Source organism: Arthrobacter sp. HLT1-20, from assembly GCF_054510895.1.
On the sequence record NZ_JBTNDR010000010.1, the window covers coordinates 95,861 to 117,858 of the forward strand.

Annotated in this window: 18 protein-coding genes; 1 reads left to right on the forward strand and 17 read right to left on the reverse strand. The window is 62.1% G+C overall.

Translation table 11 applies throughout. The annotated features are described in order from the left end of the window. The 17 genes from ACX80Q_RS07810 to ACX80Q_RS07890 all read right to left on the reverse strand — a co-directional run bounded on the left by ACX80Q_RS07810 (position 1) and on the right by ACX80Q_RS07890 (position 20,654). Positions 1-537, reverse strand: coding sequence for a flavin reductase family protein (locus tag ACX80Q_RS07810; RefSeq protein WP_459329965.1), 537 nt, complete (start codon positions 535-537; stop codon positions 1-3). Positions 538-627: 90 nt separating this feature from the next. After that, a complete protein-coding gene (gene soxR / locus ACX80Q_RS07815; RefSeq protein WP_459329966.1) occupies positions 628-1,161 on the reverse strand; it encodes a redox-sensitive transcriptional activator SoxR in 534 nt (177 codons plus the stop codon). Then, complete coding sequence (locus ACX80Q_RS07820; protein ID WP_459329967.1) at positions 1,145-1,687, reverse strand: gluconokinase; 543 nt, start codon at positions 1,685-1,687, stop codon at positions 1,145-1,147. The genes soxR and ACX80Q_RS07820 overlap by 17 nt, the downstream gene beginning before the upstream one ends. A gap of 182 nt (positions 1,688-1,869) precedes the next feature. Beyond that, entirely contained in the window at positions 1,870-3,099 is a 1,230-nt protein-coding gene (gene manD, locus ACX80Q_RS07825; protein ID WP_103464588.1) for a D-mannonate dehydratase ManD, read from the reverse strand. A gap of 72 nt (positions 3,100-3,171) precedes the next feature. After that, entirely contained in the window at positions 3,172-4,608 is a 1,437-nt protein-coding gene (uidB, locus tag ACX80Q_RS07830) for a glucuronide transporter (RefSeq protein WP_459329968.1), read from the reverse strand. Between the two features lie 246 nt (positions 4,609-4,854). Beyond that, positions 4,855-6,642, reverse strand: a complete 1,788-nt coding sequence (gene uidA / locus ACX80Q_RS07835) for a beta-glucuronidase (RefSeq protein WP_459329969.1) — start codon at positions 6,640-6,642, stop codon at positions 4,855-4,857. 219 nt (positions 6,643-6,861) lie between these two features. After that, positions 6,862-8,325: a mannitol dehydrogenase family protein gene (locus ACX80Q_RS07840; RefSeq protein WP_459329970.1), complete on the reverse strand. Its 1,464-nt coding sequence runs from the start codon at positions 8,323-8,325 to the stop codon at positions 6,862-6,864. After that, positions 8,322-9,833 carry a glucuronate isomerase gene (gene uxaC / locus ACX80Q_RS07845; RefSeq protein WP_459329971.1) on the reverse strand — a complete coding sequence of 504 codons (1,512 nt, stop codon included), beginning with the start codon at positions 9,831-9,833 and terminating at the stop codon, positions 8,322-8,324. Before uxaC ends, ACX80Q_RS07840 begins: the two co-directional genes overlap by 4 nt. 64 nt (positions 9,834-9,897) lie before the next feature. Beyond that, positions 9,898-10,941: a LacI family DNA-binding transcriptional regulator gene (locus ACX80Q_RS07850; protein ID WP_459329982.1), complete on the reverse strand. Its 1,044-nt coding sequence runs from the start codon at positions 10,939-10,941 to the stop codon at positions 9,898-9,900. 116 nt (positions 10,942-11,057) lie between these two features. After that, complete coding sequence (locus tag ACX80Q_RS07855; RefSeq protein WP_459329972.1) at positions 11,058-12,224, reverse strand: Gfo/Idh/MocA family protein; 1,167 nt, start codon at positions 12,222-12,224, stop codon at positions 11,058-11,060. Positions 12,225-12,341: 117 nt separating this feature from the next. Beyond that, on the reverse strand, positions 12,342-13,202 hold the full coding sequence (locus tag ACX80Q_RS07860; protein ID WP_459329973.1) for a sugar phosphate isomerase/epimerase family protein: 861 nt from the start codon (positions 13,200-13,202) through the stop codon (positions 12,342-12,344). An 85-nt stretch (positions 13,203-13,287) separates the two neighbouring features. Beyond that, entirely contained in the window at positions 13,288-14,184 is an 897-nt protein-coding gene (locus ACX80Q_RS07865; protein WP_459329974.1) for an ATP-binding cassette domain-containing protein, read from the reverse strand. Continuing rightward, the gene (locus ACX80Q_RS07870) at positions 14,181-15,974 is read right to left on the reverse strand and encodes a dipeptide/oligopeptide/nickel ABC transporter permease/ATP-binding protein (protein WP_459329975.1); all 1,794 of its coding nucleotides are present in this window, start codon (positions 15,972-15,974) and stop codon (positions 14,181-14,183) included. Before ACX80Q_RS07870 ends, ACX80Q_RS07865 begins: the two co-directional genes overlap by 4 nt. Continuing rightward, positions 15,971-16,912, reverse strand: a complete 942-nt coding sequence (locus tag ACX80Q_RS07875) for an ABC transporter permease (RefSeq protein ID WP_459329976.1) — start codon at positions 16,910-16,912, stop codon at positions 15,971-15,973. Before ACX80Q_RS07875 ends, ACX80Q_RS07870 begins: the two co-directional genes overlap by 4 nt. Positions 16,913-17,028: 116 nt before the next feature. Then, positions 17,029-18,561 carry an ABC transporter substrate-binding protein gene (locus tag ACX80Q_RS07880; protein ID WP_459329977.1) on the reverse strand — a complete coding sequence of 511 codons (1,533 nt, stop codon included), beginning with the start codon at positions 18,559-18,561 and terminating at the stop codon, positions 17,029-17,031. A 161-nt stretch (positions 18,562-18,722) separates the two neighbouring features. Next, the gene (locus ACX80Q_RS07885) at positions 18,723-19,730 is read right to left on the reverse strand and encodes a Gfo/Idh/MocA family protein (RefSeq protein WP_459329978.1); all 1,008 of its coding nucleotides are present in this window, start codon (positions 19,728-19,730) and stop codon (positions 18,723-18,725) included. Between the two features lie 75 nt (positions 19,731-19,805). Then, positions 19,806-20,654 (reverse strand): sugar phosphate isomerase/epimerase family protein, encoded by an 849-nt coding sequence (locus tag ACX80Q_RS07890; protein WP_459329979.1) that lies wholly within the window; start codon positions 20,652-20,654, stop codon positions 19,806-19,808. A 220-nt stretch (positions 20,655-20,874) separates the two neighbouring features. Between ACX80Q_RS07890 and ACX80Q_RS07895 the strand changes: the two genes are divergently transcribed. Then, positions 20,875-21,894: a LacI family DNA-binding transcriptional regulator gene (locus ACX80Q_RS07895; protein WP_459329980.1), complete on the forward strand. Its 1,020-nt coding sequence runs from the start codon at positions 20,875-20,877 to the stop codon at positions 21,892-21,894. Positions 21,895-21,998 lie beyond the last annotated feature (104 nt).

The following is a 21,998-nucleotide window of genomic DNA, read 5'->3' on the forward strand; positions in this document are numbered from 1 at the left end:
CTACGGGTTGGGCAAAATGGTGTGTGCAGCCAAGCCGTGGTAGTTGCGCTGGTGGTACACCAAGGGCGCGCCTTGGCTCGCGGGAGCGATGACCTCCACCACCTCGGCGGCCAGCAACAAGGAGTTGCCGGCCTGGGTGCGGGTCAGGATTTTTGCCCTCAAGGCGTAGCCGCCATGGCGCAGCAGGGGCTCGCCGGTTTGCAGGGCGGCCCAGTCCATGGCCTCGGTGAACCGCTCAGTGAGCGGGCTGGCGAAAATCCTGGCCAGGTGCAGGTCGTCGGCGCTGAGAAGGTGAACCACGACAGTCTCTGCCACGGCGATGGCGGCCGCTGATCCTGTTTGCGCAGCCAAGGAGAAGGCGAGGATGGCCGGTTCCGCGGAAACCGATGCCACCGAGGAGGCAGTGATGCCCACGGGCCCCGTGCCGGAGTCGGCGGTGATGATGGCAACACCGGCAGGGTGCCCGCCAAAAGCACTCTTATAGTCGCGTGCCATATTAAGGGCCGGAACCGTCTCCGGGTGCACAGTCAGTGTCAAGGCATTCCTCTCGCAGCGGCTGGGCCAACCCGGCCTGCCATCAACGACTTTAGAACCTCAACCTTAGTTGAGGTCAAATCGGGACGCGGCTCAGCTGCCCGGCGGCTGCGGATCGGTGCCGTCGAACGCCCGTGCGCCGGGCCCGTCCTCGCCCACGTGGTCGCCCGGGTTCACAAAACTGCATTCAGCCAGGGACAGGCAGCCGCAGCCAATGCAGCCGCCCAGGCTCCCCCGCAGTTTTTCCAGGGCGAGAATGCGAGCATCCAGTTCGTGCTGCCAGGCTGCGGAGAGGCGCTGCCAGTCGGTTTTGGTGGGTACCCCGTTGCGCGGCAGTTCGGCAAACGCCTGGGCAATCAAGGCCAGCGGGATCCCGGCCCGCTGCGCAGCCCGGATGACCGCCACCCTGCGCAGCACCGAGCGTTGATAGCGGCGCTGGTTACCCGCCGTGCGGGTGCTGACGATCAGCCCCTGCCGCTCATAGAAATGCAGTGCGGAAACGTTGACTCCGGCACGTTGGGCAAGCTGACCAACGCTCAACTCCTCGTTGGCACGGAGGGGGTGCCCGGCGTCGTCCGCCAGTGCACCAACGGGCGCAGGAGCAGGCGGATCAGCCGGCCAGGACACGCCGAATGCCCGCCTCAGCCTCCACCAGGATGGCCGTGATTCCGGCGGCAACATCAATGACCACAGCACGCTCATCCGCCTCAAGCGGTTCCAGGGCGGCCAGCTGGGACGCGAGCAGCGACGGCGGCATGAAGTGGCCGGAACGGCCCTCCAGACGCGCGCTGAGAACCTCGATCGAGCCGTCCAAATGCAGGAAGATGGTCCCCGGCGCCTTGGCCCTGATCACGTCGCGGTACTGCCGTTTGAGGGCCGAGCAGGCAATGACCACGCCCCCGGTTGCGGCGCCGGCCAGCTCATCACCAACGATCCCCAGCCACGGCCACCTGTCCTCGTCCGTCAACGGGGTACCCTCGGCCATCTTGTGAATGTTGGCCAGGGGGTGTAGAGAATCGCCGTCGAGGAACGGGATGTTCATGGCGTCGGCCACCAACGCCCCAATCGTGCTCTTGCCGGAGCCGGACACACCCATGACCACCACTTGCGGGGCGGCGGGCACGGATTCGGGAGCAGGCTGCGAGGTATTCATAATCTCCTGTATATCAGCGCCATTGATCCTGTGCCCCATTGGCGCGCCTTTCGTTCGGATTGTGGCGGAGCCCGATCATCGGCTCAACCCGGACCACACCGGCGTCGGCATGTCCATCACCACGGCGGACTTCTCGGCCCCAACGATTCCATGGTGGCCTGCTGGGAATCCAGCAGCACCTATCACCAATCGTGGACAGTTCCGTCAACCAGGCGGTTGTACGGCAGGTAGGCCTGCTGGTACGGGAACGCGGCAGCGGCCTCCTCATTGAATTCCACACCGATGCCGGGGGCATCGCCGGGGTGCAGGTAGCCGTCCTTGAAGGTCATGGACTGCGAGAAGACCTCGTTGGTGGCGTCGGAGTGCTGCATGTACTCCTGGATGCCGTAGTTGTGGATGGCCAGGCCCACGTGCAACTGCGCTGCGAAACCGATGGGCGAAATGTCGGTGGGGCCGTGGAAGCCGGACTTGATCTGGTACTGGGCGGCGAAGTCCATGACCTTCTTCAACGGGGAAATGCCGCCGAAATGGGTGGAGGCGGCACGGACGTAGTCGATGAGCTGTTCCTTGATGATGGTCTGGTAGTCGTAGACCGTGTTGAAGATTTCGCCGATGGCCAGCGGGGTGGTGGTGTGCTGGCGGACCAGGCGCAGTGCCTCCTGGTTCTCGGCCGGGGTGCAGTCCTCCAACCAGTACAGGTCATAGGGTTCCAGGGACTTGCCCAGTTTGGCAGCCTGGATGGGGGTCATGCGGTGGTGGCCGTCGTGCAACAACGGGATTTCCGGGCCAAACTCGTTGCGGACCGCCTCAAAGACTGTGGGCAGGTGGCGCAGGTAGGCGCGGGTGTCCCAGTCCTCTTCCTGCGGGTGCGCGCCGCGGCCAGCGGGCTCGTAGTCGTAGCGTTCGCCGGAGGCCTGCGCCTGGGCGGCAACACCGTACACGGCCTTGATGCCGGGGATGGCTGTCTGGATGCGGATGGACTTGTAGCCCAGTTCCAGGTGCTCTCGAACGGAGTCAAAGAGCTGGGGAATGTCGGCACCGGAGGCGTGTCCGTAGGCGCGCAGGCCATTGCGTGAGGCGCCGCCCAGCAGCTGGTAAACCGGCATGCCGGCCAGCTTGCCCTTGATGTCCCAGAGCGCCATGTCCACGGCGGCGATCGCGGCCATGGTGACCGGGCCGCGGCGCCAGTACGAGCTGCGGTACAGGAATTGCCAGGTGTCCTCAATCCGGTGCGGGTCCTTGCCAATCAGCAGCTGGGCCACGTGCTCCTTCAGGTACGCAGCAACCGCCAGCTCACGGCCATTGAGCGTGGCATCACCAATGCCCACAACACCCTCATCGGTGGTGACCTTCAAGGTGACAAAGTTGCGGCTGGGACTGGTGACAAAAACTTCTGCGGAAATGATTTTCACGAAAAGGGGGCCTTCCAAAATGGCTTGATAAGGGTGGGTTGCGGGTGTTGCACGGGGTGAATAAATTCGGGGCTAGGAGTTGTCTTGAGCGTCGCGCTGCTCCAGAGCATCCTCCAGGCGGGAAGCCCTGCGGGCCGAGATGTCTGCAACGATCTCCTTGTGCTTGGCATCCGTCAGCGGGTAGGCGATCATGACCACGATTGCCAGGACGGCGAAGACCATGGGCAGCAGGCCCGAGCCGATCCGGATTCCCAGGAGTGCCTGCTCAGTTTGTGCACCGCCGCCGGAGGCGTAGCCGCCCCAAGCCAGGGCGTATGCCGCGAGCGCGCCGCCAACAGCCTGGCCGGTCTTGCGGGTGAAGGAGAACAAAGCGTAGGTGATGCCTTCCGAGCGAACGCCCGTGCGCCATTCCCCATACTCAACAGTGTCGGCTTCCAGGGCCCAGACGAGCATGCTGACCAGCATGATGCCCAGCTGCGTGACCAGAACCCCGGTGAATGCGAACCAGACCATGGAGGCGGGGGCAATGAAGACGATCAGGCCACCGCCAGCCATCAGGACTCCCGCCACCAGGTACAGGCGCTTCTTGCCGGCAAAGCGGACCAGGCGCGGCAACAGTGCCGCCAGCCCAAAGGTGAGGAAGATGTTCACGATTGCCATGACCGCGTAAAGGGGCAGGGAATTGAGCACGTCGCGGAAGTAGTAGATCTGGATGGAGCCGATGGCCAGCTGCCCGGTCAGGAACAGGAAGGAGCTGATGCACAGCAGCAACAGCGGCTTGTTGCCCTTGAGGGTGGACAGGCTTTGCTTGAGCGAGACCTTGGCAACCTCGCGCACCACGCGTTCCTTGGTGGTGAAGACAGTAAACATGTACAGCCCTGTGCCCACCACGGCGAAGATGATGGTCAGCGTGGTGAAGAGCGGCTGCAGATTCTCCCCGCCCTTCATCAACGGAGCGATGAAAATGCCCAGGAAGGAGCCCACGGCAACGGCACCGATGGTGCGTGCACTGGCAAGCTTGGCCCGCTCGGTGGACACCTGGGTCATGGCACCGGCGAGTGAGCCGAAGGGGATGTTGACGAAACTGTAGGCCAAGCCCAGCAACGTGTAGCTGGCGTAAGCCCAGATCAGCATGCCCGTCTGCCCAATCTGCGGGATCGAGAACGTTGCGACACTGAGCAGCAGCAGGGGCACCGAACCGAACATGATGAAGGGCCGGAATTTGCCGAGCTTCTTGTGGTACGTCTTGTCCACCATGCGCCCGGCGAGCACGTCGGCAAAGGCGTCAAAGATGCGGACCACCAGAAGCAGGGTTCCGGCCGCTGCGGCACTGATGCCCGCCACGTCTGTGTAGTACAGCAACAAGAACATGGTGGCCGTCGTGAAGGCCAGGTTATTGGCTGCATCTCCGGCGCCATAGCCGATGATGCTGAGCTTCGACAGCGGGCCCTGGGCCGTTGCTGTGGACGCTGGCGCGTCTGTTGGTGATTGCTTTGCTGTCATGGTCATCTGGGCTCCTTTACCCATCCCCTGCCGCTGGCTAGCCGGCAGGATGCTCACGTTCGCCGATTTCCCCTAGGCGGCCCGTCGGTGGACTGCCGCGTCGGCGTGTGAGCTGTATTACTAACAGTAAATCAGTTGAGACAACATTTGGCAACCGCTTGCCAATAGTTTCTTTTTTACTCTCCTTCCCGCTCGGCACATGCCGCAGGACCCCCCGCCGCGTGACTGTGGCGGGGCGCCCTGCGAGTTGCTTTAGGACTCAGTCCCGGCCTTCCAGCGCCGGCGTAGGGCAAACGCGGCAGCCTTGGGCCGCCGGTCCCGGGAGAAGACGCCCTTCTTGTTGCCGTCCACGCGCATAATGCCATTGGACGTCTGGAAGTCGGCAAAGTTCCACACCTGCTCGCCAACCACGGCATCAACCCGGTCAAAGACGGCGTGGTACATGTCCAGGAACTTGGCCTGGTATTCCTCGCTCCACGGTTGGTCGTAGATGGAGTGGAGGCCCGGCTGGGTGTCGGCGCCATATTCGGTCATGATGATGGGCTTCTCGAGCAAGCCTGCCCAGGCCCGCAATTCCGTTTCCAGCTTCTGCTCGGCCGAGCGCAAGTCACCGTTGTCCAGGTACCAGCCGTAGTAGCGGTTAAGCATGATGACGTCGAAGAGGTCGCCGATGATGCACTTGTCAGGAGTGTCAAACATGACGTTGACGTAGCCCACGGGGCGGGTGGGGTCCAGCGCGCGGGTCAGTTCCACCAACGGGGCGAAGTACTCCCGGGCACCTTCCTCGGCACCGTTGGGCTCATTGGCAATACTCCACAGCACCACTGAAGGGTGGTTTTTGTCGCGTTTGACCAATTCCGTGATGACCTGGCGATGGCTGGCTGCCGTGGCATCATCCACGCCCCCCACTTCATACGTTTTGCGCGGGAGTCCGCCCATGACGGCCGCAAAACCAAGGTGCAGGCCAACGGCCGGCGTTTCATCGATCACCACAATGCCGTGGCGGTCGGCAAAGTCCATGACCTCCTCGGCGTAGGGGTAGTGCGAGGTGCGGAAGGAATTAGCTCCGATCCAATCCAGCAGCGCAAAGTCATTCACCATGGCCGCGTTGCTGTGGCCTTTGCCGATGGTGACGTGGTCCTCGTGCATACCAAAGCCCGTGAAGTGGAAGGGTTCACCGTTGATCAGGAACTGTTGGCCGCGCACCTCAACCGTGCGCACTCCCACGGGAAGTGAATACGTGTCCACCAGCTCAGCGCCACGGCGCACGTCGACGCGCAGTGTGTACAGGTAGGCGGCTCCCGGCTTCCACAGCACCACATCGGCAATCGAGGCGGAGCCCGTGGCGCCAGCAACGCTGGCCACTTGGGTGCCCTCAGCATCCATCAGGGCAATGCTGACGGTATCCTCCGGCGTCATATTTGCCACGTCCACAATATAGTCAACGGTTCCCGTGGAGCCCTGGAAATCGGTGACAACAGTGACGTCCTCTACCCGGACGGCCGGTGCGGAGTACAGCCACACCGAACGGTGCAGGCCTGCATAGTTGTAGAAGTCGTGCAGGTACTTTTGTTGGCGTCGACCATCGGCTGTGACCTCGATGGTGCCCGGCGGAATGGTGGCCTGGGTCAGCTCATTGTTCACGGCAATCGTGAGGCGGAACTGTTCTCCTGCACCCACCTGCTCGGTGATGTCAGCTTCAAAGGGCAGGTAGCCGCCCACATGGTGGGCCACCAGCTCGTCATTGACGTAGACCAACCCTTCGTGGGTGGCGGCGTCTAGCCGGATGAAGATCCGTGAGCCATCCCAGCCGCGGGGCACATGGACCTCACGCTGGTACCAGACATATCCCACGTGGTCGCGGACTTCCTGCTCAGTGAACAGATCGTTGTAGCTGGAAGGAACAGCAATTTCCACGGCCGTAGACAGCGGCTGCCGGAACCATTTCTCGCTCAGGCCTGCGCGCTTTGTGTCGACTTTAAAGGCAAAGAGCCCATCAAGATTGACCACTTCACGCGTGGCATTATTCTGGGGTTTCAACGGTGGATCCCTCTCCTTGGAACTGGCAGCCGGGCACCGGGAGACCTTTGTGGTCTGCTCTCTGCGCACCGCTCGCCGGCAACTATGACTTGCAGCACACTGAGTAAAGCAGGAAAAGCACAATTTGGCAATCGCTTGCCAAATTGTGCTTTTCTGTTTATTGCCAGTTAGTGGGGAACGTGGCTGCAGCTGTGCCGCGGCCACGGCCACGGGACCAAATCAGTGCTGCGTGAGCACCTGCCCTGCCGGCTCCAGCAAGGATTTGGCGGCAGCTTCCAGCTCCTCCAAGAGTTGCGAATCAGTTGCCAGCCCCGGATCGAGGATGCCCACCAGTGCAGCCAGATCCGCGCCGGCAACACCCCCTGGTGCGTCTGCCAGCGCTAGGGCGGCATATAGATCGGCCGCTGCAGCGTCAGCAATGGCCGCACCCTCGGCATGAGACTTCCGCAGGAAAGCCACCCAGGCCGCCACCATCTGCAGGGCGCCTGCACCAGAAAGCCCGGCACCACGTTCGGCCCTCAGCACCGGCACGGCACGCATGCGCAACTTGTTGGAGCCGTCCATGGCGATCTGGGCCAGGTGGTGGGCAATGCGGGCATTGCTGAACCTGGCCAGCAGAGCTGCCCGGTAGGCGGGTATGCCGAGACCCTCTGCCGGTAGATTGCGCTGGGCCTCGTCCCAGAATGCCTCAATCCAGCCGGCACACACCGGATCTGCCAGGGCTTGGGCCACGGTGGAGTGTCCGCGCAGCTGGCCGGCGTAGGCCATGAGGGAGTGCGCACCATTGAGCAGCCACAGCTTGCGGTTCTCAAAGTGCTCCAGCTCATCAACAAACACTGCCCCGGCGCTTTCCCAGTCGGGGCGCCCGGCGGGGAAGTCGCCGGAGAGCACCCAGTCGCTGAACGGTTCCGTGACAACTGGCGAGGAATCGGCATAGCCGCATTCCTGGGCCACCAAGGCAATCTCGGCGGCGGTGGTGCGGGGCGTAATCCTGTCGATGGAGGTCCCCACAAAGCTCACATTCTGCGCTATCCAGTCGGCAAGCTCAAGGTCAACCACGTCAGCCAGTCCCGCAATGGCGGCCCGGGCGGCCGTTGCATTGTTGGCCAGGTTGTCGCAGGAAACTACTGCAATGGGGCCGGCTCCGGCGCGGCGCCGTGCGGCGAGAGCGTAGACCAGACGTCCGGCCGCTGTCACTGGCGAGGTGGACGCAGTTGCCGCCCAGCCATTGCCGGCGGTGAGCGAGCGCAGGGCGTCAATGTCGGCCTGGACGGCGGGGTTGGCGTGGTCCAGGGCGCCGTTCCCGGCCAGGTTGTAGGCGGCCTCGGTGATGGTCAGGGTGACTATGGCAGTGCCCGGTGCCGCCACCAAGCCGGACAGGGCGGCAAGATCGGCGCCGTCGTGGGCTTGCACAATGCTTGTCATCAGCTCAAAGGTGTCGCCGCTTTCACCGCGTTCAATGAGGGTGTAAAGCCCGTCCTGGGCGGCGAGGCTAAGCGCGGCATCGGGACGCCGCCCGGTGAAAGCCGCGATTCCCCATTCGCTGCCGTCACTGGCATGTTGGGTGTACCACGCCTGATGGGCGCGATGGAAGGCACCCAGCCCCAGATGGACAATGCGGACGGGGGCAGCAGGGGATGCTGCCCGGTTCAACGCCGGGATGGCGGCTTGGTTGGTGCTCACAGTTTGAAGGCCCTTCGGGGTGCTGCGTCAACAATGTCGACGATGATTTCATGGGCACGGGCTTCGCTGACCCGGCGCTCCGCCACGAGGCGGGCCAGGAAGCTTGCCTCGATGCGTCGGGAGGTGTTGTGGCGGGCGGGGATGGAGCAGAAGGCGCGGGTGTCATCAATGAAGCCAGAGGAGCGGGAGAATCCGGCCGTCTCGGTGACGGCTGAGCGGAAGCGCAGCATGGCATCGGGTGCGTCCAGGAACCACCACGGGGCGCCGATGAACACCGACGGGTAGAAGCCTGCCAGCGGCGCGATTTCCCGGGAGAAGACCGTCTCGTCAATGGTGAACGGGATGAAGTGGAAGCCGGGCGCGGTGCCGAAGTCCTCAAGCATGGGGCGCAGCGCCTCCGTGTAGCTGACGGCGAACGGGATGTCGTGGCCGGTGTCCGCCCCGAACTTGTTGAATGAGGCTGTGTGGTGGTTGCGGAAGACACCGGGGTGGATGGTCATGACTAGGCCGTCGGCCACTGACATGCGCGCCATTTGGTACATCATGTGCGCCTCGAAGACATCCGCGTCCTGTGCCGTGGCTTCGCCGCGGCGGGCCTTGTCAAAGAGCGCCGTGGCCGTGGCCGCATCAAGGCGCAGGGTCATGGCGGTGCGGGCACCATGATCTGCAGAGACGGCGCCGTGTTCCACGAAGTATTGGCGCCGGTTTTCCAGGGCGCGGATGTAACCGGCATAGCCGGTGAGTCCGTCGCCGGCAGCACCGATCAAGTTTTCCACCCGCTCCGCCCAGCCGGCAGCGGCGAATTTAATATAGGCATCGGGGCGGAACGTTGGCAGCACGCGACCGGTGAAGCTCGTGTCCGCAGCAATAGCAGCATGGGATGCAAGGCTGTCCAGGGGGTCATCGGTGGTGGCGAGCACTTCAATGTTGAAGTCGGCGAACAGCTGGCGTGGCAGGAATGCCGAACTCTTAAGCTTGGCGTCCAGCTCATCAAAGAGGGCGTCCGCGTTCTCCGGCGTGACCGCCCTGGTCAGGCCGAAGACATGCTCAAAGGAATCCCGCATCCAGTACCCGGAGGCGGTGCCATCAAACAGCGGCCAAGCCTTGACGAATTCCCGCCACGTTTCACGCGGTTCAACTGTGGTTGACCCGCCAACGCGGAGTTTCTCCAACGGGACACCACTGGCGTGGATCAACCGGGTGACGTAGTGGTCCGGGCTGACCAGCAACGTTGCCGGATCAGGGAAGGGTGTATCGAGTTCCAGCATTGAAGCTTCAACGTGGCCATGGGGGGAAATGATGGGCAGGCCCTCCACCCTGGCCAGCAGCTCACGGGCAATGCTGCGAGTCCCGGGATCGGCAGGCAGCAAGCGATCCGGGTCGGCGGCCAATGACGGTGTAGCCCGGCCCACTGAGGTGGCTGAAACAACTGCACTGCTTGCGGTGGCCGAACGGGCTGTTTCAACAGACTGCGTGCGGGCGGCAATGGGAGTGAGGAAGTGTGACATAGATCAATAGTCCATGCGCACACACCATTTTGTCAACCGGTTGCCAAATATTGCCAACCGGAAGCTATGCGGAGTTCGCCGGCCCCGTGGAGCCGCGCAGCACCAGCTCCGTGGTCAGCGCGGAATCGGCCTGCTGGGCACCGTGCTCATGAAAGGAATCCAAGACCCAGGTCAGCGCAGAAACACCCAGTTCGTGCAGCGGCGACTTGATGGTTGAGAGCGGCGGAGTGGTGAAATCCGAACCAAAAATATTGTCGAATCCCAGGATGCTCAGCTCCGCCGGCACAAGCATTCCCGCCGCCTGGAGTTCGCGCATGAGTCCTATGGCCATGAGGTCGTTGTAGCAAAACACGGCCGTGGCGTCCCCATTCCGGACGACGGCGGCCGCGCGTCGTCCGCCGTCGACTGTGGGCAGCCCGGAGGCAACAATACCCACGGAAATGCCGTGCCAGTCGCACCGGGCCTTGATGCTTTCCCAGCGGCGCCTGGACATCCAGGACCTGTCGGGGCCTGCAACATAGGAAATGGAGGTGTGCCCCATGGCGGCCAGGTGCCGAACGGCCTCGGCAATGCCACCCTCGGTGTCGGCTACGACTGAACCCACACCGTCCACTCTGCGGTTGATGAGAACCACCGGCTTCTTGGCTGCCAATGTTTGAATGTCGGCGTCGTCAAGTCGCGGACTGGCCAGGATCAGGGCGTCCACCGTGGCCAGCATGCGCCGGGCAGCCGTCATTTCGTGTTCGGGTGATTCGGTTGATTCGGCCAGCATGAGTGTGTAGTCACGCGCGGCGGCAGCGGTTTCGGCGCCACGGATGATGTCGAAGAAGGCAGGGTTGGTGATGTCGGAAACGATGAGGCCCACGGTTTGTGTTTTTCCCGTGGGCAGGGCGCGGGCAAAAATGTTGACCTGGTAGTTCAGTTCTTCGGCCGCATCGAGGATCTTTTGCTGAGTCTTGGCACTGACCCGGCCAGGTTTACTCAAGGCCCGGGACACTGTTGAAGGATTGACGCCCGCGAGCTCGGCGATGTCGTAAATGGTCGCGGCCGATTTTCCCGCCTTGGGGCGGGTTGCCTGCTGGTCTGCGCCGCTGCTTGCCGTGGTCATGTCAGTCAAGAGAATCTCCGCAATTGGTTGCCATCAGCCAAGCTTAACCCACGAACCGGCCGTCCCCTTGGAGGTGCGGGGACGGCCGGTGTGCAGCGCGCTGACTGCCGATCCGTCTAGGCGCGTTCGGCGTACTTGCCTTCTTCGCTGATGCGCTTGTTGAGCAGGGACAGGTATTCATCCTCGTCGAAGTCCAGCGGCACTTCCTTGCCCTGCCAGCTGGAGAGGTGGATGGCGTTGGCCAGGCGGACACCGTTAATGCCGTCGGAGCCGGGCGCCAGCAACGGGGTGCCGTCCAGGATGTTCGCGGCAAAGTTCTCCAGCACACCTGCATGCTGGCCGCCCCAAGCCGACTCGAATTCGATGGTTTCGGTGGAGTAGAAATCATCCGTGTTCAGCTGGCCCATGAACAGCTTCATGACATCGTCCATGCCCATGCTCTCGCTGAGTTCACGTTCGGGCTTCTGCAGGCGGGTCACTGTCGCAGTCTTGGAGTCCTGGACCACGATCTTGCCCTGGTCACCGAGGATCTCAAAACGGTCGGTGCCCACCATGTCGTGGGTGGCGGTGACAAAGGTGCCCGTGGCGCCGTTGCCGTAGTCCACAATGGCCGTGACTTCATCTTCGACGGCGATGTCGCGGCGGAAGCCGTAGGAGACCTTGGCGAAGACCGACTTGGGCACACCGCAAATCCACTGCCACAGATCCAGCTGGTGGGGCGCCTGGTTGACGAGGACACCGCCGCCTTCGCCGCCCCAGGTGGCCCGCCATGCGCTGGAGTTGTAGTAGCCCTGCGGCCGCCACCAGGTGGTGATGATCCAGTTGGTGCGCAGGATGTTGCCGATCTCACCGTTGTCAACAATTTCCTTCAGGCGCTTGTACAGGGGGTTGTTGCGCTGGTTGAACATGATGGCGAAGGAGAGCTGGGGCTTGGTGGCTGCGAACTCATTGAGTTCCTTGACCTGCTTGGTGTAGACGCCTGCCGGCTTCTCCACGAGCGCGTGGATGTCGCGGGTCAGGGCCGCGATGCCCATTTCTGGGTGCAGGTAGTGGGGCACGCAGGTGACGATGGCGTCCACGCTGCCGCTCTCCATCATGGCGATATAGTCCTCAAAGAACGGGGCATCCGGATACGTGGCCGCAGCCATGTCCTTCTTGGCCGGGTCGATGTCACACAGCGCGCCGATCTCCATGTTGGGGACCATGCCGTCGGTGATGAATTTGGCATACATGCCGCCCTGCTGGCCCAGGCCGATGATTCCGATGCGTACTTTCTTGCTCATGATTGTTGGTCCTTAGTGTTGGTTTCGGTGACGATGATGGAAGCCGCTGCGAGCTTGCGAGCCGTGGAAGTGGGTTGGGCCCACGCCCACGAGTGGGCCGAGGCACGAGGCTGGGGCTCAGAAGAGCTCGCCGTAGCCCATGCCCTGGAGGTTGTCATAGGAGGTTTGCAGGGCTTCCCACACGGTGCGCCCGTAGAGTTCGTCCTGCTCAACCAGCAGATACTGGGCACCCGTCTTGATGCTCTGGTCAATAATGGAGGGGAAGTCAAGGTTCCCCTCCCCCACTTCGGCGAACTGGACGACGTTCTTGAATTCGTTCATGAAGCCCGGGAAGTCCCCCTTGCCAAGCAGCTCAAAAGCCTCGGGTGGCATCTGCCCAATGCGGTAGTCCTTGAGGTGGATCATGGAGGTCCTGCCGGCATACTTTTCAATGGTGCGCACGGGGTCCAGGCCGCCACGTGCCACCCAGTGCACATCGAGTTCCATCCCCATAGCCGGTGAGTTGTCCGCAATGATGTCCAGCATGAATTTCCCGTCAAACTTGGCAAATTCAATGTGGTGGTTGTGGTAGTACAGACCAATTCCTTCATCCAACAAGCGCAGTGCGTACTCGTTGGCCTCCTTCGCGAAGGAGATCACGGATTCAATGGAGGCCATGGCACCAAATGGCAGCATGCCAATGCGGACAAGCTTGGTGTCCAGGCGCTTGGCGTCCTCAACGATCTTCTCGAAGTTGGCCTTCAGTGTGTCACCGGGCATGCCCGGCAGCCCCTCCAACGCCACGGAAAGCGACGCGATGTCCATACCAAATTCTTTTTGGCTGCGGTCAAGCTCGGCCACATTTTCGCCCGTCATGGGGATTTGTGAAATCTCGACGGCGTTGTACCCGATGCTGCTGATCTTGCGGAGTGTTTCGAATGCGCCAATTGCGGTAAAGCTGTCCTTGAGCATCATTGCCTGGACACCAATTTTTGCCACGGTGGTTCCTTTCGTTTCGGGCCCCGGATTGGCGCCCGCGAGTGAATCAGTTGTGTGTGAATCCGAGGAGTGCACGCTCCTGCGCCTAGACGCCGGAGGCCACGGCCATTTCGGCTTGCTCGTCAAGAAGGCGGCACCGTGCCTGACGGCGGGCCGCCTGGCGGTCGGGGTCCGGCACTGGCGAGGCCAGCAACAGGCGCTGGGTGTAGGGGTGTACGGGGGTGGTGGTGACTAGACTCGACGTCCCTTGTTCCACGATTTCGCCGCGGTACATGACGGCCACATTGTGGCTGACATGCCTGACCACGTCGAGGTCGTGGGTGATGAAGAGGTAAGAGACGCCTGTGTCCTTTTGAATTTGCAGCAGCAGGTCCAATACCCGGGCCTGGGTTGTCAGGTCAAGTGCGCTGACGGCTTCATCACAGACGATCAGCTTGGGTGACAGGGCCAGTGCGCGGGCGATGGCAACACGCTGGCGCTGCCCGCCGCTGAATTCCCTCGGGAGCCGGTGCACCGCATCCTTGGGCAGGCCCACCTGATCCAGCAATTCCATAACCCGCTTCTTCGCCTCCGCTGCAGGGACTCCTTGGACGCCAAGAGGCTCCGCCAGGATGTCGCCGATCTCCAGCGCGGGGTTCAAGGAGGTGTAGGGATCCTGGAACACCACTTGCAAGTCCCGGCTGAGGATCCGGCGTGCCTTGCGTGAAGCGTGGCTGATGTCCTTGCTTTCAAAGATGACCTTACCTTCGGTCACCGGCGCAAGTCCCAGGACTGCTCGTCCAAGGGTTGTCTTTCCAGAACCGGACTCCCCCACGAGACCCAAGGTTTCGCCTTGGCGAATGTTGATGTTGATGTTGCTCAGGGCCCTGAAAGGTTTCCCGCGAAAAACCTTGGTGGGGTACTCCACCACCAGGTTCGCTACCTCAAGCAGGGACTCACCTGCCGGTTCCGTGGCTGTTGATGGCGAATTGGTGGCACTCACAGCGCAAACTCCTCTACGTCAGGAACAAGCTTGGTCATGGGGGTTTTACCTTCAAGCATTGATGAGAGCAGGATCTGGGTGTACTTTTCCCTGGGGTTGCGCAGGATGTCTCGGACAGCGCCTTCTTCCACCAGCCGGCCGTTTTGCATGACCACCACACGGTCGCAGAGGTCCGAGACCACGCCGAAGTTGTGGGTCACCAGAATGACGCCGATGTTCAGGTGCTGCCGCAATTCACGCAGCAAGTCCAATACTTCAGCCTGGACGGTGACATCTAACGCCGTGGTCGGTTCATCGGCGATGATCAGGTCAGGTTCACAACTGATGGCCCCGGCAATCAGGACGCGCTGGGCCATGCCACCGGAAATCTCATGCGGGTAGGCCTTGAACGTGCGGTCCGGATGCGTGATGCCAACATCGCTGAGCAACTTCATGGCCCGCTTTTTTGCCTCGCTCTTGGAGATGCCCAAGACGCGAACCATGGGTGTGACCAGCTGGGATCCAACCGTGAAGGCCGGGTCCAGGTTGCTCATGGGTTCTTGGGGAATGTAGGAGATGCGCCGGCCCCGGATCTTGCCCAGACGCGACTGGTTGACCCTGTCATCGCCCGGCTGGACTGTGTAGTTGCCGTCAAACTGGATAGTTCCGGCCACAATACGGGCGTTATCCGGCAGCAGGCCAAGAATGGAGAAAGCGGCCTGGGACTTTCCGGAACCGGATTCACCCACAATGCCCAGGACCTCGCCACGGTCCACGTGGAAGGAAACGTCGTCAACAACCTTCTTGATGCTGCCGTCCGCCTGCGGGTAGCCCACACCGAGGTGGCTGACCTTGACCAGGTGGTGTTCGGTGCCCTGTTCCACGGCGTTGTTGGCAGAGTTGGGCTTGCTGGCCCCGGCCACGGCGGACTTTTTGGGCGCCTTGATCTTTTCGCCGTCTTCCAGGGCGTCGCGGATGGCGTTGCCCAGCAAAACCAGCGCACCGATGGTCAGGGCAATCGCCAAGGAAGGCCAGATCAGGAGCATGGGCGTCAGGTAGACGTTCTTAAAGCCTTCGCTGAGCATGACACCCCACGTTGCCATGGTGGGGTCACCCAAGCCCAGGAATTCCAGGCCTGACTGGATGGCGATGGCCACACCGCAAATTGCCGCTGTCTGGATGATGATGGGGGCACGGACCACGGAGAAGATGTGCTTGCCGATGATGCTGATGTCGGAGAGGCCGGCCACCCGAGCCGCATCGACATAGAGTTCGTTGCGGACCGATTGCACGGCCGTCCGTGTGAGCCTGAAGTATGACGGGCTGATGAGGACGCCGAACGCCACCATGGCGATCCAGACCGAGGGTCCAAAGGCTGCCCGGATGGTCAGCAGGACGATGAGCCCGGGCAGGCTCATCAAGATGCTGACGATCCAGTTGGAGGTGGTCTCGAAAAGGCCGCCATAGTATCCGGCAATCAATCCGGCCGGGAGTCCAATCGCCACGGCGACGGCGGCGCAGAGGACTGCGGACAACAAGGTGACTTGGGCGCCGAACAACAGCCGGCTCCACACATCGCGTCCCGAGCTGTCGGTCCCCAGGAAGTTCACGCCGTCGGGCGCGGCAAGGGTCTTGCCAACGTTGGCATAGTTTTCATCAAAGGGGGCCAGCAGGGGGGCAAAGATGGCCAGCAGCACAATGACGGCCAGGATGGACAGCGAGATGATGCCCAACGGGTTTTTCAGGAGACGACGCACGGGCGTGGAGCGAACCACAGTTCCGGTTTGTCCTGTGGGGGAAGCGGTGGTCACGATACACGCACCTTCGGGTTGAGCCAACCGTTGGCCAGGTCTACAAGCAGGTTGACGATGATGACGACGACGACCGTGTACATGACGATCCCCATGACAACGGGCAGGTCGCTTTGGCTGGTTGCTGTCACAGCGAGGGGGCCGATACCCGGCAAGGCGAAGATCTGTTCAATGATGACCACGCCGCCGAGCATGCCGATGAGTTGCAGGCTGAGCACTGTCAGCCCTGCGGGTGCGGCACTGCGCAGCACATGCTTGAAGAGAATCTCGGTCTCGCCAATGCCGCGGCTTCGCAGGGTGCGCACATAGTCTTTTTCAAATTGCTTGATGACGGCGCTGCGAATTTGTTGCGCCCCACCTGTCACGCCGTTGATGAGCAGTGCCAGGATTGGCAATGTCAGGGAAGCAACCCAGGCACTGGCCGGCACGCCCGGAGAAATGGTGCTGGTGGCAGGGAAGATTTGCAGCTGGATGGCAAGGATTGTCACGAGGAAAACACCAATGATGAACCCGGGGACGGAGTCGCCAAGAACGGCACCAATCTGGACCACCCGATCAACCCAGCCACGCTTGACAGCGGCGGCTGCACCAATGATGGTGGCCAGGATGGCGATCAGGAGCATGGCCACAAGGACCATGGTCATGGTCACGGGAACTCGTGTGGCGAGCGAACTGGCCACGGGCTCCGAGGAGAACCAGGAACTGCCAAGATCGCCCTGGAGGGCGTGCTGGAGCCAGCTAAAATATCTGGCAAGTATGGGCTGGTCAAGACCAAGCTCTTGTTCCTTCAACGCGATTTGTTCGGGAGTTGCGGTGTCGCCCAAGATGTTCCGGGCAATGCTTCCGCCTGCAAAATAAAGCAGGAAAAATGTCAGGACTGAAACAGCGAGCAGCACCACCACACCGCTGACCAGCCGCTTAATAATGAACTTAATCATGAATTGCTCCGTCTAACTATCTGTACATGCTCGGGTGCCGGCCGCTACTGGCCAGAAGTGGTTGGTGGGATTGCTGGGGCGGCCGCAGGGGCCGCCCCAGCAATCCTCCTTGGTGGTTACTTGATGGGTGCGTAATTGTAGATGGCCGGAACTGCCATCTGGATCTGCGGGGAGACGCTGATCTTGGCGTTGTGGTAGTACATCTGGTTCACACGGAACAGGGGAACAAACCAAGCCTGGTCCACCACGTACTTGTTGACGTCCTGCGCCAGCTTGGAGGAGTTGTCGCCACCTTTTTGGACGGCGTCGATCATGGTCGCCAGCTCGGGGGTGGTGCTCTTGAACGGGTTGTACAAGGCGCTGGTGGAGATCATCTGGTTGATGGCCACCCACGGCTCTCCCTGGAACAGCGAGAAGTACATGCTGGGGTACTTCTGTGCGGCAACATCTGCGGTGAACGTGTTCAGAGCAGCCGGGAGAATTTCCAGGGTCACGCCAATGTCGGCCAGCTGCTGCTTGAGGACTGCCAGCAGGGGTTCGAAGCCGGGGAATGTCGGGGCAGAAATGGTGACGCCCGTTTCAAACCCGGCTTCCTTCAACAATGACTTGGCCTTGGCCGGATCGTAGGTGTACTTGTCTTCCAACTCTTCAACCCAGGCGCCGCTTTCCTTGCCGAAGGGCTGGGAGGTGGCGGTTCCCTGGCCCAGCAGGATCTGGTCGAGGATGGTCTTGCGGTCGAAGGCGTAGTTCAACGCCTGGCGAACCCGCACGTCCTTCAAAGCCGGGATTGTTTTTCCGTCGCGGTCCATGAGCAGCAGGCCCTGCCAGTCAACCTGGTTGGTCTCCAGGATCATCTTGGCGCCTTCGGCTTGCTTGCCGTTCTTGGGATCGAGCAGAGTGGCGTCCACCTGTCCGGAGACCAGTGCGTTGGTGCGGGCCGTGACGTCAGGAAGAACCTTGAAGGTGACCTTCTGGAACTTCTGCAGGTCCTTGTTCCAGTAGTCCGCGCGGGCATTGAAGACGTTGACCGAATCCTTCACCGAGGACGCCTTGTCCATAACATAGGGTCCCGATCCAACGGGCTCGGTCTTGATGCCCTCGGTCACCAGCGCCTTGGGGCTGCCCATGAGGCCTGCCGCCTGGCTGAGGAAGTACGTCAAGGCCGGATCCGGTGCTGACAGCGTCATTTCCACTGTGGACGGATCCACCACCTTGACGGCTGAGAGTGCCTTCAACTGGGACATCTGGGGGCCATTGGCCTTCTGGAAGTGCTCAAAGTTTGCCTTGACGGCTTCCGCGTCAAAGACTGCTCCGTCGCTGAAGGTGACCCCGTCCTTGAGCTTCAGAGTCAGCACGGTCTGGTCAGCGTTGTACTTCCACTCGGTGGCGAGCATGGGGCTGAGCTTGCCATCCGGTTCGCGCAGCACCAGGGAATCGTAAACGGCCTGGTACGGCTGCAGTCCGTGGCCCACGTGGGCCTGCGCCGGATCCCAGGACCGGACGTCCTGCAGGGTGCCCAGGGTCAAGCTGGTGACTGCTGTGCCGCCGGCATTGGAGGAACCGCCGGTTCCGCCGCCGCTGCAGGCGCTCAGGGCGAGTCCAGCGGCCAGCAGGCCTGCCATGAGGACTTTTTTTGGACCAAACTTCATTGTTGGCTCCTTGGTTTAGGAATGAATCAAAGGGAGTGCGGAGAAGGTGTGGCCGGAGCCACTTGAGGTGTTGTGTAGATCACATTACTGACATTGCCACATTTTGGCAACCGATTGTCAAAAAGTGACGAAAGAATTCTTTTGAAACATTTTCATGAGGTTTAGGAAACCTCCAGGAGCCTGTCCGGATAGCTCTGGGCGTAGGCGGCCTTGATGATACGCAGGGTCTTGAGCGCTTCCCTGGGGTCGATCCAAAAGCTGCCATCTTGGCCCAGCTGAGAGTAAAAATCGGCAATAAACAGCTGATGGGAGACGCCCCAGTAGTCCCGCCCCCCGGATTCGGCCCGCCGTTCGTGCACAACTTCCACCCGACCGTCGTCGTGCGTGATGGTCAGGTCACCGCGAAGGTGGAATTCGGCTTTTTCGGTGGCAATGTCCACCGTGATGGGGGCGTTGACGGTGTTGGCGAGGGTTGCGTAGAACACGCTGCGGGCGCCATTGCGGTGGGTGAGCATCAGCTCGGCCGTGTCCTCCACCTCGATGGTTTCGGCCAGCGCGCGCGTGGCCGCATGGCCGGACACGGCTGTTACATCACCCATGAGCCATTGCAGCAGGTCAAGGGTGTGGATGGCCTGATTCATCAGCAGTCCGCCACCACCGCCGGACCAGGTGCCCCGCCATGGCCGGTCGTCATAGTAGTCAGCGTTCCGGTGCCACATGACAGTGCCGGATCCGCCCAGCACAGCACCGTATTCGCCGCTGGAAAGCCGCTCCTGCAGCGCCTGGACGGCCTGGTTGTAGCGGTTTTGGAAGCAAATCCCAACGCGGGCGGTGCTGGCCTGCGCGGCCGAGGCAACCCGCTCGCCGTCGGCAACCGTGCTGGCAAGCGGTTTCTCACTGATCACATTGACGCCTCGCGCCAAGGCGGCAATCACGGGATCCGCGTGCTGGTGGTGCGGTGTGCAAACATGGACCACATCCACAGCCACCTCATCCAGCAGCTCCTCCACCGTCCGGTAGCCGGGAACATTGTGGGCGGCCACAGCCTCCGCCAGGCGGGCCGGATCGGTGTCACACACGGCCACCAGCTCCGCCCCGTCAATGGCGGCGATCGCCTCGAAATGGACTGTGGCAACGTCGCCGCAACCAATGATGGCTACTCTGGGCATGATGACTCCTTTGTCTTGTGCTGCGAAGGGTTGGGGCGGCCGGGCCGTGGCTGCTGTGCGCCGGGGGCACCACCGTTAGATGAGGGTGACACCGATCGAGTCGGTGACCTTGCGGAAGGCGCGGGCTGCTTCGCCGAACGCAGCGGGGCCGGAGAATCCGCCCAGTTCGTGCTGGGCCGCTAAATGCGGTTCCAGGGAGGCGAAGCCACTGTAGCCATCACGGCTGAGGGCGGCGAGTGTCTCCGCCAATTCACCGTCGCCCTGCCCCGTGGGAACCACTTCACCCGTTGCCGCCACAGCATCCTTCACCTGGAGGTACTCCAAGTAAGGACGCAGCATGGCGTAAGCGTCGGTGTGGGGCTTGACGCCCACCTGGACAAAGTTGGCGTTGTCCCATGCGGCGCGCAGGGCTGGTGAATTTACGCTCTGAAGGATATCCAGAACCCGCTCCGGGGTGTCCCCGTAAATGTCTTTCTCGTTCTCATGGATCAGCACCACGCCGGCCTCCTGGGCCACGTCGGCAAGCAGGGTCAGGCGCTCCATGACTGCCTCGCGGATGTCGTGCGGGCTTTGGTCAGCTGCGCGGAAGTAAGAGAACATGCGGATGTAGCGGGTGTCCAGGGCCTTGGCCACCTCAATGATGCGGCGCAGGCGCTCAACCTCGTGGCTGGCAGGAAGGCTGACATCAACCTTGCCAATGGGGCTGGCAACCGCCGAAACCTTCAGCCCGGCGTCCTCAAGGATGCCCTTGAGCTCACTGACCTGGGCATCGCTGAGCTCCACAACGTTCGTGCCCCACGCGCTTCGAACCTCAATGTGTGAGGCCCCCAACGCCAGCAGGACTGCGGCCTGCACCTTGGGATCGGGATCAATTTCATCGCCGAACCCGGAAAGGGTCCACGTAGGGTTTTGGGGGTTGGACATAGGGGCCTCCACATTGGCATCAGGTGCCGGTGCCAGCTTGCCGGACCGGGCATGGGTGATTCACTTCACATCTAGCTAAGTACCCAAAAGCCTAACGCCGATGCAAACTTTTGACAACCGATTGCCAAATTGTGGCAAAGATCATAGTCTTGCTCTACACGCCACGACGCCCACCATCGACTTTGTCCCCATTCCGCCCACACAAGGATGTGTCCCAACCATGACTGCTCCTTCCGGCGTCACGCCCGAGAAGCCTGCCACGATTCACGATGTCGCAGCGCTGTCCGGTGTAGCCGCCTCAACCGTTTCCCGGGCGTTGTCCACTCCGGAGCGGGTCAACTTCCGCACGCGCGCACGCATTGAGGCGGCCGCTGCGCAATTGAACTATGTCCCCAACGCCCAAGCCAAGGCGCTGAGCTCGGGCCAAACAAAAGCTGTTGCCGTCCTGGTGGCTGACATTACAAATCCGTTCTTCTTTGACATCATCCGAGGAACCCAGCTGCAACTCAAGGCTGCCGGCTACACCCAGCTCCTGGTGGACACGGAGGAATCGGACGAGGTGGAGGTGAACACTGTTGAACAGCTCCGCAAGACTGCTGACGGCATCATTTTCACGGCGTCCCGCTTGAGCGATGAAGGGCTGGCCCAGACGGCCCAGCTGATTCCCACCGTCGCCATCAACCGCGACATCGCCGGTGTCGCCTCGGTCATGCTGGACACGCCAACGGCCACCAATCAGGCTCTGGACCATTTGATCTCGCTGGGCCACACCCACGTAGCTTTCCTGTCTGGCCCCAATACTTCCAGTTCCAGCCTGCGCCGGTGGGCGGCCTTGAGCGCAGCAGCCGAGGATCGCGGCGTCACAGTGGTTCGACTGGGGCCGTTTGCCCCCAGAAAGTACTCGGGAGCCGCGGCGGCGGATGCGCTGGTTCATTCGGGGGCCACAGCAGGCATTGCCTTCAATGACCTCATTGCCATTGGCATGCTCCAGCGGTTGAAGGAGCGCGGGGTTCGCGTGCCCGAGGACATCAGCATTGTGGGCTGCGACGACATCTTTGGCGCGGACTTTTGCAGCCCGCCGCTGACAACCGTGACGGCCCCCGTGGAGCAGGCCGGGCGCGTGGCCGTGACCATGCTGTTGAGTCAAATCCAGCCGGGCTTCGGCTCGGCCCCCCGCAGCCAGGCCGTGTTGCCCACACACCTGACCATCCGGGGTTCCACAGGCCCCGTCCGCCCCTAACCGCCCACCGTCCCGGGGGAGGGGGGGGGGGGGGGGGGGTGGGGGGGGGGGGAAGGGGGGGGGGGGGGGGGGGGGGGGGGGGGGGGGGGGGGGGGGGGGGGGGG